Origin of the sequence: Bradyrhizobium monzae (assembly GCF_021458635.1) — a bacterium.
Taxonomy (GTDB): domain Bacteria; phylum Pseudomonadota; class Alphaproteobacteria; order Rhizobiales; family Xanthobacteraceae; genus Bradyrhizobium.
Genome location: NZ_JAIRDQ010000004.1, coordinates 1 through 16,383 on the forward strand (window position 1 = coordinate 1; position 16,383 = coordinate 16,383).

Sequence of the window (16,383 nt, forward strand, 5' to 3'; positions counted from 1 at the left end):
TCAGGGATGAAAGAGCTCGTCGGCATTGCGGAACAGGTCGCGGCAAAACTGATCGCGCGCAAGCAGACCATTGCGGTCGCGGAATCCTCGACCGGAGGCCTGATCGCGGCGAGCCTGCTCGCGGTGCCCGGTGCCTCCGCCTATTTCCTCGGCGGCGCGGTGGTCTACACCCGCGACGCCAGGCGCGTGCTGATGGATATTTCGGACGAAGGAATGAAGGCCTTTCGTTCCTCCTCGGAGCCCTACGCGAAACTTCTGGCCGAACAGATGCGCGGCCGCTTCAGCTCCGACTGGGGCCTGTCCGAGACAGGCGCAGCCGGCCCGACCGGCAACCGCTATGGCGACGCTGCCGGCCATAGCTGCATGGCGGTTGCGGGGCCCGCGGCTGAGGTGATGACACTGGAGACGGGCAGCAGCGACCGATTCGCCAACATGCAGGTGTTCGCGGCGGCGGCGCTGAAATTGCTGCTGAGGAAGCTGGAGGGGTGAGCTGCCTCTCGCAGAGTGCTAGATCGCCCGCCTTCGCGGGCGATGACACCGATGTAAGTGGCCTCACCTTCCCAAATGCCGCGTAAAGATCCGCACCACGTAGCCCTTGAATCGCGGCGCCTCGTCGTAGAGGTCCGAGGCCAGGCGCTCGATCGTCTCGCGCAGCGACATGAATTGCGCCTGGCGGGCGCTGCTCTCGGTACCCTGCATGCCCGCAAGCTCGTCCATCGCGGCATCGCTGATCTGGCAATGCACGACGTCCTCGTCACTCGTCATGGTGAAGCGGAAAGCCAGACGTTCGAGGTCGTGGCCGATGATCTTGTCGCGCGCCAGCGGCATCCCATTGTCCCGTTCGTACCCCCGAACGGGACAATGCAAAAAATCCGGCGGCTTGTCACCTTGGCCGCAAGACCAGCCGCGGCCCCCTAATACGCGAGCGCAGTCCCGGTCGGCTTCTCCAGCGCCGCGGCCAACGATTTGTACTCCGCGCAATCCGTCCCGCAAATGGCTGCAATCCGGCCGAGATGAAACATCGCTTGCTCGCGATTGCCCTGTTCGAGCTGCCATAGACCATAATATTGCCAGGTCAACACGTGGTTTGGATCGATCTTCAGTGCGTGCTCGTACCAGACTTGCGACTGCTTGTAGTCACCGAGCTTGCGGTAGGAGTAACCGATCAGGTTCGCGACATTCGCATTGTCGTCATGACCAAGTGTCTTCAACTGCGCGATCGCGGTCGTGTAGTCGTTGCGCTCGTAGATGGTGTCATACGCCACGCGATAGCCTGCGGCAAAAGCCGGATCATCGATACTCGACTGGTTGTTGGCCTTCTTGCCCTTCTGGGTGGCTTTGGTGCCGGAGCGGCTCGGGTAGGTCGGGGCCGGCGTGCTCTGGCTGGAAGAGGGGCGCGCGAAGGGGTCCATGCCGCCCCCACCGCCTCCGCCGCCTCCCCCACCACCTCCGCCTGCCGCCAAGACAGGTACAGATCCGGTTGCGGCAACGAACGCCGCAAGATACACGCCGCGAACGGCACGCCTGGTGATCGGACTGACCATTGTGTGGTCTCCTGATGTCTACGAAGACGCCCCGGACGAGATGATAACCCTGTCTCGGCCGGAATATTCCCGGGACACGCGCGCGAGCACATCAGGCACTCGGCACGACAGCTGTGCTGCCGTTGTTCAGGCAGCTTCGGCCGGCCTATTGGAACGCGACTTCGGCGAAGCTGCGGAGCTTGCGCGAATGCAACCGCTCCGATTCCTGCTGCTTGAGCCGCTCCAGCGCCTTGAGGCCTATCTCGAGATGCTGGCCGACGCGGCGGCGGTAGAATTCGCTGGCCATGCCGGCGAGCTTGATCTCGCCATGCAGCGGCTTGTCGGAGACGCAGAGCAAAGTGCCATAGGGCACGCGGAAGCGGTAACCGTTGGCGGCGATCGCGGCCGATTCCATGTCGAGCGCGACGGCGCGCGATTGCGACATGCGGCGAATGACCTCGGGCCCGGAGATCTCCCAATTGCGGTTGTCGACGCTGGCGACCGTGCCCGTGCGCATCAGGCGCTTGAGCTCGAAACCTTCCAGGCCGGTGACGTCCTCGACCGCCTGCTCCAGCGCGACCTGCATCTCGGCCAGCGCCGGGATCGGCACCCACAGCGGCAGCTCGCGATCGAGCACATGGTCCTCGCGTACATAGCCATGCGCGAGCACGTAGTCGCCGAGCCGCTGCGTGTTGCGCAAGCCGGCGCAATGCCCGAGCATCAGCCAGGCATGCGGCCGCAGCACCGCGACATGATCGGTGACGTTGCGCGCGTTGGACGGACCGGTGCCGATATTGATCAGGGTGATGCCGCGATAGCCGGGCATGACCAGATGGAAGGCCGGCATCTGCGGAATACGCGCGGGCGTGTCGCCGATCGTCGCGCCGCCGCTGCGCGTGATCACGTTGCCGGGCGCGACGAAAGCTTCGAGACCGGCCTCGCCGGACTGAAGCCGCTGCTGACACATCTGCGCGAAGGCGTCGACGTAGAACTGGTAGTTGGTGAAAATGACAAAGTTCTGGAAATGCTCGGGATCGGTGCCGGTGTAGTGATAGAGCCGGCGCAGCGAGTAGTCGACGCGGGCCGCGCGAAACAGCGACAGCGGCTCGGGTACGCCCGCCTTAAGCTCGAACGTGCCGTCGGCGATCGCATCGTCCATGGTGGCGAGATCTGGCACGTCGAACGCATCGCGCAGCGATCGCGTGACGGCCGAATTCTCGCTGGTGCTGATGGCGGCTTCGATGTTGATGTCGCGGCGATAGGCGAAGTGGATCGGGATCGGCTCGGTGGACTCGCCGATCTCGACGGGTACGCCGTGGTTCTGGATCAGGAGGCCGATCTGCTCGGTGAGATAGGCGCGAAACAGATCCGGCCGCGTCACGCTGGTCTCGTGCACGCCGGGTCCAGCGACGAACCCATAGGCGAGACGCGAATCCAGCCGCGCATGCGTCGCGGTGGTGAGGCGGACGAAGGGATAATAGGCCCGCACGCGCGTCGTGATCGCCTCACCTGTGACATAGGCTTCGAACCGGTCGCGCAGGAATTTGGTGTTGCGGTCGTAGATTTCTTCGAGACGGCCCACCGCGAGGCCCGCGTCGGTGAAGGATTTTGTGGCGATGGAGGGCAGGGTTTGCATGGTTCGAACGCCGGGTTGCTGGGCTTGAGTCGAACTATAGCAAGAAACGAGTCTCTCCGTCATTGCGAGCGCAGCGAAGCAAACCAGAAATCCCGCCGCGGAGACAGACTGGATTGCTTCGCTGCGCTCGCAATGACGGCGAAGGATGACGCCCTTTTACGCGTCACTTCTCGCGGAACGCCCGCATGAACTGGTCGTGCAGCGGTTTCAGGAGGTACGACAGCATGGTGCGGTCGCCGGTCTGGACGAACGCTTCCACCGGCATGCCGGGGATCAGCTTGGAGTCGCCGAGCTTGGCGACCTCTTCCGCCGACAGCGAGACGCGGATGGTGTAGTAGCTCTGGCCCGTGCGCTGGTCGGTGGTGACGTCGGGCGAGACGCGGCTGACGACGCCGGTGAGCTCGGGCGTGGTGCGCTGGTTGAAGGCGGAGAGGCGCAGCAGCGTCTTCTGGCCGATCTGCAGCTTGTCGATATCGACCGGATTGACCTTGGCCTCGACCTGGAGGTCGTCGGCCTGCGGCACGATCAGCATCAGCGCATCGCCGGCGGTGACGACGCCGCCGACGGTGTGCACCGTCGATTGCAGCACCATGCCGTCCTGCGGCGCGCGAATGTCGACGCGACGGAGCTGGTCCTCGGCCGCGACCTTGCGCTCGATCAGCTCGCCGCTCTTGTCGTTGGTCTCGCGCAAATCCTTGGAGACTTCGCTCACCATGTCCTTGTCGACCTGGATGATCTGAAGCTCGGTCTCGGTGATCTTGCCCTTGGCCTGCGCCCGCGAGGCAATGTACTGCGCGCGCTCGCCGTTGAGGCGGGCAGAGTCGCGCTCCAGCGTGGTCAGACGCGAGATCTGCACCAGATGCTTGTCATAGAGATCGCGCACACCGATGAGCTCCTGCTGCACCAGCGCGATCTCCTTGTCCTTGGCTCTCTCCTGCGCGGAAAGACCCTCGATCTCCTCGTTGAGCTGCTGGATGCGCTCGCGCAGCTGCGCCTTCTGGCCGGCACGGCCGTTGACGCGGACGTCGAACAGCTTGGTTTCGGCAGAGAGCAGCACCTTGACGTCGGGATCGTCGCCGCGATCGAGCAGCGATGCCGGGAATTCAATCTTGTCGAGACCGCGCTGTTCGGCTTGCAGCCGTGCCGCACGCGCCTGCGCGGCGTCGAGATTCTTGGTGACGATGGCGAGATTGGCCTTGGTGACGGTGTCGTCGAGCCGCACCACGATATCGCCGGCCTTGACCACGTCGCCGTCGCGTGCGCGCACCTCGCCGACCACGCCGCCGGTCGGGTGCTGCACCTTCTTGACGTTGGATTCGACCACGATCTGGCCCGGCGCGATCAGCGCGCCGGAGATCAGCACCGTCGAGGCCCAGCCGCCGAGGCCGAGGCCGAGGACCAGCACGATCGAGATCCCGAGGATCAGGTGGAAGCGGATCGACTCCTGTACGGTCCTGTTCGCGGCGGGCTTTGGGCCGCCAACCGTCATCGTGCTCATGGTTTGGCCACTCCGCCTTCGCTGACGATCTTGATCGGCGTCGGCGGCGCGACGCGGGGCTGCAGCACCTGGGCGAGCACCTGCTCCTTCGGACCGAAGGCCTGCATGCGGCCATCACGGAGCACCAGGATCTGGTCGACCGCCTCGACGCCGATGGGCCGGTGCGCCACCACGATGACGATGGCGCCGCGCTCGCGGGCGCTGCGGATCGCACGGGTCAGCGCCTCGTCGCCTTCGGTATCGAGATTGGAGTTCGGCTCGTCCAGCACGATCAGGAACGGATTGCCGTAGAGCGCGCGTGCCAGTGCCACGCGCTGGGCCTGGCCTGCGGAAAGCGACGTGCCCTGCTCGCCGACCTGCGTGTTGTAACCCTCGCGCATCTTGATGATCATCTCGTGCACGCCGGCTTCCTTGGCCGCGGAGATGATGGCGTCGGACGTCGCCTCCGGATCAAATCGGCTGATGTTCTGCGCGATGGTGCCGCCGAACAGCTCGACGTCCTGCGGCAGATAGCCGATGTAGCGGCCGAGCATGTCGGACGCCCATTGGTCGAGCGCCGCGCCGTCGAGCCGAACCTTGCCGCGGACCGGATACCAGACGCCGACCAGCGCGCGGATCAGCGAGGATTTGCCGGAGCCGCTCGGCCCGATCACGCCGAGGCCGTTGCCGGCTTCGAGCACAAAATTGACGTCCTGCACGATCAGGCGCTGGTCGCCCGGGGCCACCATGGCGACGCCTTCGACCGAGAGCCGGCTGGTGGGCGCCTGTAACTGGGTCGGCGCCGCCTGCGCCGGCATCTGCTCAAGCAGGCGGCTGAGGCGGTGCCAGCTCTGGCGCGCCGCGACGAAGGATTTCCAGTGCGCGATCGCGAGATCGACCGGCGCCAGTGCGCGGGCCGAGAGGATCGAGCCCGCAATGATGATGCCGGCGGTCGCCTCCTGGTGGATGACGAGATAGGCGCCGACCGCGAGCACCGCCGATTGCAGCATCATGCGCAGCACTTTGGCGATCGCGCCGAGGCCGCCGGCGACGTCGCTCGCACGCTGATTGCCGGCGAGGTATTTTTCGTTGGCCTCGCTCCAGCGCGCGTTCAGCCGGCCGGCCATGCCCATCGACACCAGCACTTCGGCATTGCGGCGGCTGGATTGGGCGAGATCGTTGCGCTGGGCAGCAAGGCCCATCGCCTCCTTCGCCGGCTGGCGGGACAGATATTCGGTGACCAGGGTCAGGCTGACCAGGATGATCGCGCCAATCAGCGCGGTCACACCGATCATGACATGGAAGGCGAAACAGATGGCGAGATAGAGCGGCAGCCAGGGCAGGTCGAAGAACGCGCTCGGACCCATGCCGCCGAGGAACGAGCGGACATTGTCGAGGTCGCGCAGCGGCTGCAGCCCTTCGTTGCGGTTGCCGACCAAAAGCGGCAGGCGCACGATGGTGTCGAACACGCGCTTGTTCAGGGCCTCGTCGAGCGCGGTTCCGACCCGTCCCAGGATGCGGCTGCGGATCATGTCGAGCACGCCCTGTGCCACATAGAGACCGCCGGCGAGGACGATCAGGCCGACGAGTGTCGGGATGCTGCGGCTCGGCAGCACCCGGTCGTAGACCTCCAGCATGAAGATCGACCCGGTCAGATAGAGCAGGTTGATCATGCAGCTCATGAAGCCGACGCCGAGGAACGCTGTGCGGCAGGCACGCAGCGCGTCACCGAGCTCTGAACGGCGGAGGCCGGGAACGGCTGCCATCAGTCTGATCTCTTTCGGGTAAGGGGCAGAACCCCTGATAAAAAAGGCAAATCGAGGCGTACGCGCCCTGGATTAATATCGAGTTCTCCCCGCGTGCAATGCAATCGAATTAATCCGGGCCCTTGCCACATCTACCCCGAACGGCCCGATCCGCAAGTCCGGTATTTCACAGTCTTTGCGGCTTTTTATAGCAAAGACAAGCGCCTCGCCCCAAGTCACGGGGAGAGGCGCTCGGTTCCGATCAATCGAACCCGCTAGAACCGGCCGCCGCCGCGCACTAGCCGCACCACCAGTAGCAGGATGACGGCGCCGATCGCGGAATAGACGATCTCCGAGACCAGCCCGGTGCCGATATGAATGCCGAGCTTCGGGAACAGGAAACTCGCGACAAAGGCGCCGGCGATGCCGATCACGATGTCACCGATGATGCCGAAACCGCTCCCCCGCACGACCTTCCCGGCAAGCCAGCCGGCCACCAGGCCGACGAAAAGGATGACGAGCAGGCCTTCATTCGAAATGTACATGAGTCAGGTCCCTCTCCTTTAGCAGTCCGCATGGAACGGGAACCGGGATGAACGGGGTCTGAATGCGGTTCCCGCGATCGGGTTGCGCCTGCGCCGACAAAAAAAGTCGAAAACAACCCCATGCACAGTAGAACTGGCCCGGGCGCGGTGCGCGGGGTGGATTGAGCGCGCCGGTCTACGACGCGGTCACCGGCTCGGCCAGCACACACCTCGCCGCCCGACCGAGGCCGACTTCCACATTCGGCGGCAGCTGCTCGACACAGCGCGGCTCGGCGAGCTTGCAGCGGGGGGCGAAGGAGCAGTTGTGGGGCTTCTCGGACAACGACGGCGGGGTGCCGGGGATGGTCTCCAGCCGCTGCCCGCGCCTGGCGCCGTGGATGGTCGAGGCGAGCAGGCCTTTTGCGTAGGGGTGGACCGGGCTGCGGACGATGTCGCGCAGGCTGCCCTGCTCCACGATCTGGCCGGCATACATCACCGCGACGCGGTCGCAGATCTCGGTGGCGACGCCGATATCGTGGGTGACGAAGATGACGGACATGCCGAACTCGCGTTGCAGCTCGCGCAGTAGCAGCAGGATCTGGATCTGCACGGTGGCATCGAGCGCGGTGGTCGGCTCGTCCGCGAGCAGGATTTTTGGCCGGCAGGCGAGCGCGAGCGCAATCATCGCGCGCTGGCGCATGCCGCCGGACATTTCGTGCGGATAGGCATCCAGCCGCCGCTTTGCGGACGGGATGCGCACGATTTCGAGCATCTCCAGCGCCCGCGCCCTGCCTTCCGCATATGATTTGCCTTCGTGGCGCACGACGCTTTCGGCGATCTGCGCGCCGATGGTGTAAACCGGGTCGAGCGCCAGTGCCGGCTCCTGAAAGATCATCGAGACGGTTTGACCGCGGAACGACGACAGCTCTTCGTCGTTCATGGCGAGCACGTCGCGGCGCATGACGTTGACCGTCCCCGAAATCTGCGTGCGCTTCTTCGGCAGCAGCCGCATCAGCGCGCGCAGGGTCACGCTCTTGCCCGAACCGGACTCGCCGAGCAGGCCCAACACCTCGCCGTCACCGAGCGAGAGATTGAGATCGTTCACGGCATAGACCGTGCGCTCTCCGGTGAAGCGAATGTTGAGGCCTGAGATCTCGACGAGTTTTGTCATGACGGCAGTTTGGGTACCCGATCGTGATAATCGGTGACGCGCTGGAAGGCGGCGCCGATGGTCAGCAAGGTCGCTTCATCGAAGGAGCGACCGATCAGCTGCATGCCGATCGGCAGGCCGCTGCTGGTGAAGCCGGAGGGGACGGTGAGCGACGGCAGGCCCAGAAAATTCACCGGACGGGTGAACAGCGTCAGCCGCTGCAACAGCGCCGGTGCGTTCGGCCCGCCGCCGACGTCGCTCTCTTCAATCGTCGGCGCCGGCACAGGCGAGGCCGGTGCGATGATCGCGTCGACGCCTGCGGCGGCCGCATTGTGCGCGGCGAGCGCCGGGCCACGCCAGCGCATCGCCTCGAGGTAGGTGATGGCGGGAACGGCGAGGCCGTTCTGCAGCCGCATCAGCGTCTGCGAGCCATAGTCTTGCGGCCGCTCGATCATCCAGCGCTTGTGAAAGGCGGCAGCTTCAGCCGCGAGCACGAGCTGGCTTGCGGCGGACAATTGCCGCTGGTTCGGCAGCTCGACCGTGAGGATGTAGGCGCCCTCGCGCTTGAGCACCGCGATGGTCTCGTCCAGCACGCGCGCGACCTCGCTGTCGAGATCGTCGACATAGAACGACGCAGGCACGCCGATCCTGAGGCCCTTGAGCGAGCCCTTGGTCGCCGCGACATAGTCCGACAACGGCTCATGGCTTGTGGTCGAATCCTCGGGGTCCGGACCGGCCATCAGCGCCAGCAGCAGCGCGCAGTCTTCCGCGGTGCGTGCGAGCGGGCCGACCGTGTCGAGCGATTGCGACAGCGGCATCGCGCCGGCGCGGCTGACGCGGCCTACCGTGGTCTTCAATCCCGTGACCCCGCAGAAATGAGCGGGCATGCGGATCGAGCCGCCGGTGTCCGAGCCGAGCGCCGCATAAGTCAGCCGCGCCGCGACCGACGAGCCGGAGCCCGAGGACGAACCGCCGGTGATATGCGCGACGTTCCAGGGATTGCGCACCGGGCCGTAATGGGCGTTGTGGCCGGTCGGACCATAGGCGAATTCGGCCAGATGCAGCGTGCCGAGCCGGACCTGGCCGGCATCCTTCAAGCGCTGCAAGGCGGTGGATGTCACCGTCGGAACGAAATCGCGACGGATCAGCGAGCCACAGGTCGCGACGTGGCCTGCGTCGTAATACATGTCCTTGTGCGCGAGCGGCACGCCGTGCAGCGGACCGCGCACCGCGCCCTTGGCGAGTTCGGCGTCGGCCGTATCTGCCGCCTTCAACGCAGCTTCCGACTCGATCGACATGAAAGCGTTGAGATGCGGCTGCCATTGCGCGATGCGATGCAGCAGCGCGCGCGTCACCTCATGCGAGGACACCTGCTTCATCGCGATCGCACGCGCGACCTCGGTGAGCGTCATCAGGGCAGGTTCGGTGCTCATTTCGACACCTTATGCGTCTGCGCCAGCGGATAGAGCGCGGGCTCGAGGTCGAACGGCAGCGTGCCGGCGATGGCCGCAAAGCCTTCAAAGGCGGGCCCGATGGAATTGGAGATGCGTGTCGCGATCTCCTCGTTCACGGGGACGCCGGCGACTTGCGCCGTCGCCTGGATTTCTTTTGTCGTTGGTCTCGTCATGCGGTTTCCTCTATGGGCGCGAGCGGCTATGGCCTGAACCCGGAATGGCCATGTAGCACGCGGCCTCGTGGCCCATCTTATCCACGGCAGTGAGCTTTGGTGCAGCATTTGCGCAGAGCGGCTCCGCAAAGGCGCAACGCGTGTGGAAGCGGCAGCCCGGAGGCGGATCGATCGGATTGGGCGGATCGCCGGAGATCGGCGGCTTTTCGGTGCGGCGATCCGGATCTGAAGACGGCATCGCAGCCAGCAGCGCGCGCGTATAGGGATGCGCGGGCTGGTCCCACACCTGGTCGACCGGGCCGAGCTCGACGACCTCGCCGAGATACATCACCAGCACGCGGTCCGAGATGTAGCGGACGACATTGAGGTCGTGGCTGATGAAGAGATAGGTCAGGCCGAACTCGCGCTTGAGATCGGCCAGCAGGTTGAGCACCTGCGCCTCGACGGATTTGTCGAGCGCGGAGACGGCTTCGTCCAAAATCACCAGCCGCGGCGACAGAGCGAGGGCCCGCGCGATGTTGACGCGCTGGCGCTGGCCGCCGGAAATCTCGTGCGGATAGCGGTTGGCGAAGTTTGCAGGCACCAGGCCGACCTTGCCGAGCAGCTCGCGCGCCAGCGCCCGCGCCGCGCTGTCGGCCATGCCGTGGACCTTCGGACCGAACGCAATTGATTCCTCGATTGTCAGGCGCGGATTGAGCGAGGCATAGGAATCCTGAAACACCATCTGCATGCCGCGGCGCAGTTCGCGCAGCGACAGCGACTGCCCGATGGTCATGCCGTCATAGATGATGTCGCCGGTGTCGCGCGGCATCAGATGCATCAGCAGGCGCGCGGTGGTGGACTTGCCGCAGCCGGACTCGCCGACAATGCCGACGGTCTCGCCCTTCGCAACGGAAAAGGAGACATTGTCGACCGCGCGCACGGTCCGCTTCGCGGCGAACAGCCCGCCACGCACCGGAAAATGCTTCGTCAGCCCGTTGACCTGGAGCAGCGGCTGCGCGACGCCGCCGAAGTCCTCGACCGGCTCCAGCATGGCAACGGAAGTGTTGGTCTCGCTCATGGCCTAATTCCTGATGTCCATGGCGCTGCGCAGGCCGTCCGAGAGCAGGTTGAAGCAGATCGAGACCGCAAAGATCATCGCGCCCGGCAATGCCGCGACCCAGGGATTGACGTAGATCGCGGTGCGAAGCGTGTTCAGCATCAGCCCCCATTCCGGTTCCGGCGGTTTTGTCCCCAGGCCCAGGAAGGAGAGACCGGCCGCCAAAATCATCGAGACCGAGATCAGGCTCGTCGCATAGACGAAGATCGAACCCAGCACGTTGCCGAGGATGTGCACGCGCATGATGGTGAAGGGTCCGGCGCCGGAGGCGCGCGCGGCTTCGACGAAATCCATGTTGCGCACGCCGGTGGTGACGCTTTCGGCGACGCGGGTGATCTGCGGCACGAACACGACGGTCAGCGACACGATGGAATTGAGGATGCCGGCGCCGAGCGCGCCTGAGATTGCAATCGCCAGCAGCACGGACGGGAAAGCGTAGAATACGTCGATCGTGCGCATGATCGCGGTGTTGAGCTTGCCGCCGACATAGCCGGCGACGAGACCGAGCGAAGTGCCGATGCAGAAGGCGAGGATGACGGGCAAAATGCCGATGACCAGCGACAACCGGCCGCCATAGATCAGCCGCGCCAGCATGTCGCGGCCGAGCTCGTCGGTGCCGAGCGGATAGCCTGCCGTGCCGATGTGGCGCAGGCGGCGGATCATCGAGCCCTTGTAGGGGTCTTCGAGACCCAGCCACGGCGCAAGGATCGCGGAGAGGAAGATCAGCAGCAGCACCAGCGCGCAGGCCATGCTGACCTTGTCGCGCAGGATACGCCGGCCAACGGTGGCCCAATAGCCGCGTGCCTTGGAGGCAGGCGCGGCCTGCAGCGCGGCGTCGGCGGTGGCGGACAACGGAAGCTCGCTCATCCCGCTAGCCCCGCTTGATGCGCGGATCGATCGCGGCTTGCGCGATGTCGACCAGCAGATTGAGGAAGACGAAGAACAGCGCCAGCACCAGGATCGTGCCCTGCAGCAGCGGCAGGTCGCGCTGGAAGATCGCGGAGTTGAGCAGGAAGCCCGAGCCCGGCCAGGAGAATACGGTCTCGATCAGGATCGAGCCGCCGAGCATGTAGCCGAGCTGAAGCCCCATCACCGCGAGCGCGGTCGGCGCGGCGTTCTTGATGACGTGACGGAACACGCCGGTTTCATGCAGGCCCTTGGCGCGCAACGCCTCGACGAAATCCTGCGAGAGAATATCGCCGGTGAGCGCGCGCACGGTGCGGGTGACGATGCCCATCGGGATCACCGACGTCGTAATCGCCGGCAACACGAGATATTTCAGGTGCGCCCAGTCCCAGGCCCAGGAGCTGGAGCCGTTTGGCCCGGCGCCGACCGCGGGCAGCCAGTTCAGCTCCACCGAGAAGATGATGACGAGCACCATGCCGAGCCAGTAATGCGGCACCGAGACGCCGGCGATGGCAAAGGAGGTCGCGAGCTTGTCGATCCAGGTCTCGCGGAAATAGCCGGCGATCAGGCCGAGCAGGATGCCCATGGTGAAGCCGATGATGGCGGCCGCAATTGCCAGCGTAACGGTGTTGCCGACCGCGCGCATGACTTCCGCGAGTACGGGACGGCCCGTCGCAATGGAATTGCCGAGATCGCCATGCAGCGCGCGCAGCAGCCACAGGCCGAACTGCACCGGCAGCGGCCGGTCAAAACCATAGGCGGCGCGCAGCTGCGCCGCGAGCTCCTGCGAGGCATCGGCCGGCAGCACCGCGACCAGCGGATCGCCCGGCGTGATGTGCACGAGCAGAAAGCACACCAGGGCCACGCTGATGACGATCGGGATGACGTAGACAATGCGTCTGGCGATGTAGGCGAGCACTGACTTACCTGAAGTGAACTCACACGATGACGTGGCGGGCTACCGTAAGGAACGCACGCTGCGAAGGTTCCCTTCCCCCTTGCGGGGGAGGGTTAGGGAGAGGGGTAGCCACAGAGGGACCGCCCGTGTGAACCCCCTTCCCCAACCCTTCCCCGCAAGGGGGAGGGGAGCCTTACCAGCGTGCCCGCCTTACGGCGTCATCGACACCAGCGAGAAGTCGATGAACCAGCTCTTCGGCTGGACGACGCCGGTGACTTTCGGGCTCATGGCGCGCGGGCCGACGTCGTGGGCGACGTAAAGGAAGGCCGCGTCGTCGACGGAGGCCGCGTGCAGTTCGGCGAGCGCGGCATCGCGCGCGGCGGGGTCAAAGGTCTGCCGCGCCTTTTTCACCAGCTCGTCGAATTTGGGATTGTTGATAAAGCCCCAATTGTTCGAGACCGGCGGCGCCATGCTCGACTGCAGGAAGCGCACCAGCGCAAAGAACGGGTCCATCGCCGCATAGGTGACGTTGGTCGCGTTGGAGCCGTTGGCTGACGGATCCTTGGCACCGCGGCGCCAGTTGGTGAACAGCGTATTCCACTCGATGACGTCGAGCTGCACGTCGAAATAGCATTCGGCGAGCGCCTGCTGGAGATATTCGTTCATTGGCAGCGGCTGCATCTGGCCAGATCCTGATGCCGACGTCTGGACCTTCACCGTCAGCTTCTTGTTCGGACCAAAACCTGCTTCCTGCATCAGCTTTTGGGCAGCCGGCTTGTCGTACTTGATCTCGAAGGTCGGCTTGCCGCGCCAGGGATGGCCGGGCTCGAACGTGCCGGTCGCGGGCACCATGAGCCCCGCAAGCAGTCCGTCCTTGAGACCTTCGCGATCGACGCAGAGGTTGGCGGCCTTGCGGACGCGGATGTCGTTCCAGGGTGAGCCTTCGACGCGTGAGAACTGCCAGGGCCAGACGTGCGGCTGCTCGTTGGCATAGAGCTTGAAGCCGCGTTGCTTCAGCTCGGGCAGTGCGTCCGGCGCCGGCGCCTCGACCCAGTCGACCTGTCCCGAGAGCAGCGCGGCGGTGCGCGCGTTGGCTTCCGGCATCGGCACGAGCACCATCTTGTCGATCTTGGGCACGCGGGCCTTGTCCCAGTAATCCGCATTCTTGACCAGCTCGAGCCGCTCGCGCGGGGTGAAGCTCGCCATCTTCCACGGGCCGGTGCCCGCGGCGTCCTTGGCAAAGGAAGTCCAGGCGGCCTGCGATTTCGCCTTGGCGCCGGCGCCTTCCGCCTTGTCATAGAAGTGCTGCCACTTCGCCGGGCTCGCCATGAACAGGTTGGTGAGGTTGATCGGCAGGAAGCTGTCAGGCTCCTTGGTGGTGAGCTCGACCGTCATGTCGTCGATCTTCTTGGCGGAGGCCAGCGTCGGCATGCGCGATGCGGTGACGCCGACCTGGCTGGCGTCGAATTGTGGCGCGTCCTGCTTCAGGACCTTGTCGACGTTCCACACCACCGCGTCGGCATTGAACGGCGTGCCATCATGGAAGGTGACGCCGGGACGCAGCTTGAAGGTCCATTTGGTCTTGTCGGCATCGTCGACCTTCCACTCGGTGGCAAGGCCGGGGATCACCACGCTGGCCTTGTCGGCCGACGACAGATCCCATCCGGTCAGCGCGTCATACATGGTGACGCCCGTGAAGCGGTTGCCTTCAAAGCCCTGATCGGGCTGACCGAGCGTGCGCGGAATATCGGCAGCCGTCATGCCGATGCGCAACACGGATTCCGCGCTGGCCGCGCGCGGCCACGCAGCCGCAGTCGTCAGGGCCAGCGCCGCGATCAGTGCCGCGCGTGTTGTTGTCTTGATAAGCATTACGTCTGTCCTTTTCCGGCTTTCGATGACTAATTTTGATGCAAACGTATGCAATGGCTATGCCAATGGGGAAACTTATTCTGCAAATTGCCCCTGCGACGACAAGTCCTTGTGATCGCGCGTGTGCTTAGGCATCGCGCTGCCTATTCTGGCATCAAGATTGCAGGTTTGGCCCTGATTTTCGCTTGAGTTTTCTTGGGAGCTTTGGGCCATGCGTATTCGACTATCGACCTGTCTCGCGGTGCTTGCGCTGGCGTCATTCGCAATCCCGGCGCGCGCTGAAACGGTGCTGCGCTACGGCATCTCCATGGCGGACATTCCGCTGACGACCGGCCAGCCCGATCGCGGCGCAGGCGCCTACCAGTTCACGGCCTATACGATCTACGATCCGCTGGTGGCGTGGGAAATGGACGTCGCCGATCGCCCGGGCAAGCTGGTGCCGGGCCTCGCCACCGATTGGAAGGTGGATGACACCGACAAGACCAAATGGCGCTTCAGCTTGCGCAAGGGCGTGAAGTTTCACGACGGCAGCGAGTTCAATGCCGACGCAGTGATCTGGAATCTCGACAAGGTGCTCAACGACAAGGCGCCGCAATTCGACAAGCGGCAGAGCGCGCAGGTGAAGACCCGCCTGCCCTCGGTCGCGAGCTACGCCAAGATCGATGACTCCACTGTGGAGATCACGACCAAGACGGTGGACTCCTTCTTCCCCTATCAGATGCTGTGGTTCCTGGTGTCGAGCCCGACGCAGTATGAAAAGCTCGGCAAGGACTGGGACAAGTTCGCAAGCCAGCCTTCGGGCACCGGCCCGTTCAAGCTGACAAAACTGGTGCCGCGCGAGCTCGCCGAGCTCAGCAAGAATCCGGACTATTGGAACGCCAAGCGTATTCCAAAGGTCGACAAGATCGTGCTGGTGCCGATGCCGGAGGCGCTGACGCGCACCAATGCGCTGCTCGCCGGCCAGGTCGATCTGATCGAGACGCCGGCACCCGATGCCGTGCCGCAGCTGAAGGCCGCCGGCATGAAGATCGTCGACAACGTTACCCCGCATGTCTGGAATTATCATCTCAGCGTGCTGCCGGGCTCGCCCTGGACCGACATCCGGCTGCGCAAGGCGCTCAACCTCGCGATCAACCGCGACGAAGTCGTCGGCCTGATGAACGGCCTCGCCAAGCCCGCCAAGGGCCAGGTCGACCCGTCGAGCCCGTGGTTCGGCAAGCCGAGCTTCGACATCAAATATGATCTCGCCGCCGCCAAGAAGCTGGTCGAGGAGGCCGGCTACTCCAAGGCGAAGCCGCTGAAGGCCACCTTCATCATCGCGCAGGGCGGCACCGGCCAGATGCTGTCGCTGCCGATGAACGAATTCTTGCAGCAGAGTTTCAAGGAGATCGGCATCGACATCGACTTCAAGGTGGTCGAGCTCGAGACGCTTTATACACACTGGCGCAAGGGCGCGGCCGACGAGATGAACGCCGGCATCACCGCCAACAACATCGCCTATGTCACCTCCGACCCGCTCTACGCCATCGTCCGCTTCTTCGCCTCCGACCAGATCGCGCCGGTCGGCGTCAACTGGGGCGGCTACAAGAACCCGAAGGTCGACGCGTTGATCAACGAGGCCAAGCAGACCTTCGACACCGCCAAGCAGGACGATCTGATCGCGCAGGCGCATGCCCTGATCGTCGACGACGCCGCGCTGGTCTGGGTCGTCCACGACACCAACCCGCACGCGCTGTCGCCGAAGGTGAAGCAGTTCGTGCAGGCGCAGCACTGGTTCCAGGACCTGACGACGATCGGGGTGGAGTGAGGGGCGACCTTCGCCGGGACGACCGCAGAGAACTATTGCACGCAAACGCCTCAACAAACTCGTCATTGCGAGCGGAGCGAAGCAATCCAGAGTGTCTCCGCGGATGCATTTCTGGATTGCTT

At 64.7% G+C, this 16,383-nt stretch carries 15 protein-coding genes; 2 read left to right on the plus strand and 13 right to left on the minus strand.

Features of this window, described 5'->3' with window-relative positions:
• Positions 1-6 precede the first annotated feature (6 nt).
• On the plus strand, positions 7-489 hold the full coding sequence (locus tag K3F49_RS16440) for a CinA family protein (RefSeq protein WP_234682508.1): 483 nt from the start codon (positions 7-9) through the stop codon (positions 487-489).
• A gap of 63 nt (positions 490-552) precedes the next feature.
• Here K3F49_RS16440 and K3F49_RS16445 read toward each other — a convergent pair whose 3' ends face one another.
• From K3F49_RS16445 to K3F49_RS16505, 13 genes are all read right to left on the minus strand, one after another.
• Complete coding sequence (locus K3F49_RS16445; protein ID WP_234682005.1) at positions 553-828, minus strand: DUF1488 family protein; 276 nt, start codon at positions 826-828, stop codon at positions 553-555.
• A gap of 86 nt (positions 829-914) precedes the next feature.
• The gene (locus K3F49_RS16450; protein WP_234682006.1) at positions 915-1,544 is read right to left on the minus strand and encodes a tetratricopeptide repeat protein; all 630 of its coding nucleotides are present in this window, start codon (positions 1,542-1,544) and stop codon (positions 915-917) included.
• Positions 1,545-1,689: 145 nt separating this feature from the next.
• Entirely contained in the window at positions 1,690-3,159 is a 1,470-nt protein-coding gene (locus tag K3F49_RS16455) for an AMP nucleosidase (protein ID WP_234682007.1), read from the minus strand.
• Between the two features lie 163 nt (positions 3,160-3,322).
• Positions 3,323-4,657 carry an HlyD family type I secretion periplasmic adaptor subunit gene (locus K3F49_RS16460; protein ID WP_234682008.1) on the minus strand — a complete coding sequence of 445 codons (1,335 nt, stop codon included), beginning with the start codon at positions 4,655-4,657 and terminating at the stop codon, positions 3,323-3,325.
• Positions 4,654-6,402 (minus strand): type I secretion system permease/ATPase, encoded by a 1,749-nt coding sequence (locus tag K3F49_RS16465; protein ID WP_234682009.1) that lies wholly within the window; start codon positions 6,400-6,402, stop codon positions 4,654-4,656. Before K3F49_RS16465 ends, K3F49_RS16460 begins: the two co-directional genes overlap by 4 nt.
• A gap of 254 nt (positions 6,403-6,656) precedes the next feature.
• Complete coding sequence (locus K3F49_RS16470; protein ID WP_234682010.1) at positions 6,657-6,926, minus strand: GlsB/YeaQ/YmgE family stress response membrane protein; 270 nt, start codon at positions 6,924-6,926, stop codon at positions 6,657-6,659.
• 175 nt (positions 6,927-7,101) lie between these two features.
• Positions 7,102-8,076 (minus strand): ABC transporter ATP-binding protein, encoded by a 975-nt coding sequence (locus tag K3F49_RS16475; RefSeq protein ID WP_234682011.1) that lies wholly within the window; start codon positions 8,074-8,076, stop codon positions 7,102-7,104.
• Complete coding sequence (locus tag K3F49_RS16480; RefSeq protein WP_234682012.1) at positions 8,073-9,488, minus strand: amidase; 1,416 nt, start codon at positions 9,486-9,488, stop codon at positions 8,073-8,075. The genes K3F49_RS16475 and K3F49_RS16480 overlap by 4 nt, the downstream gene beginning before the upstream one ends.
• Positions 9,485-9,682, minus strand: a complete 198-nt coding sequence (locus K3F49_RS16485) for a hypothetical protein (protein WP_234682013.1) — start codon at positions 9,680-9,682, stop codon at positions 9,485-9,487. The genes K3F49_RS16480 and K3F49_RS16485 overlap by 4 nt, the downstream gene beginning before the upstream one ends.
• Positions 9,683-9,692: 10 nt before the next feature.
• Positions 9,693-10,742, minus strand: a complete 1,050-nt coding sequence (locus K3F49_RS16490) for an ABC transporter ATP-binding protein (protein ID WP_234682014.1) — start codon at positions 10,740-10,742, stop codon at positions 9,693-9,695.
• Positions 10,743-10,745: 3 nt separating this feature from the next.
• Positions 10,746-11,648, minus strand: coding sequence for an ABC transporter permease (locus K3F49_RS16495; RefSeq protein ID WP_234682015.1), 903 nt, complete (start codon positions 11,646-11,648; stop codon positions 10,746-10,748).
• Positions 11,649-11,652: 4 nt separating this feature from the next.
• Complete coding sequence (locus K3F49_RS16500) at positions 11,653-12,606, minus strand: ABC transporter permease (RefSeq protein ID WP_148755905.1); 954 nt, start codon at positions 12,604-12,606, stop codon at positions 11,653-11,655.
• Positions 12,607-12,795: 189 nt separating this feature from the next.
• Complete coding sequence (locus K3F49_RS16505) at positions 12,796-14,454, minus strand: ABC transporter substrate-binding protein (RefSeq protein WP_234682016.1); 1,659 nt, start codon at positions 14,452-14,454, stop codon at positions 12,796-12,798.
• A gap of 211 nt (positions 14,455-14,665) precedes the next feature.
• Between K3F49_RS16505 and K3F49_RS16510 the strand changes: the two genes are divergently transcribed.
• The gene (locus K3F49_RS16510; RefSeq protein ID WP_234682017.1) at positions 14,666-16,261 is read left to right on the plus strand and encodes an ABC transporter substrate-binding protein; all 1,596 of its coding nucleotides are present in this window, start codon (positions 14,666-14,668) and stop codon (positions 16,259-16,261) included.
• The last annotated feature ends 122 nt before the right edge of the window (positions 16,262-16,383 follow it).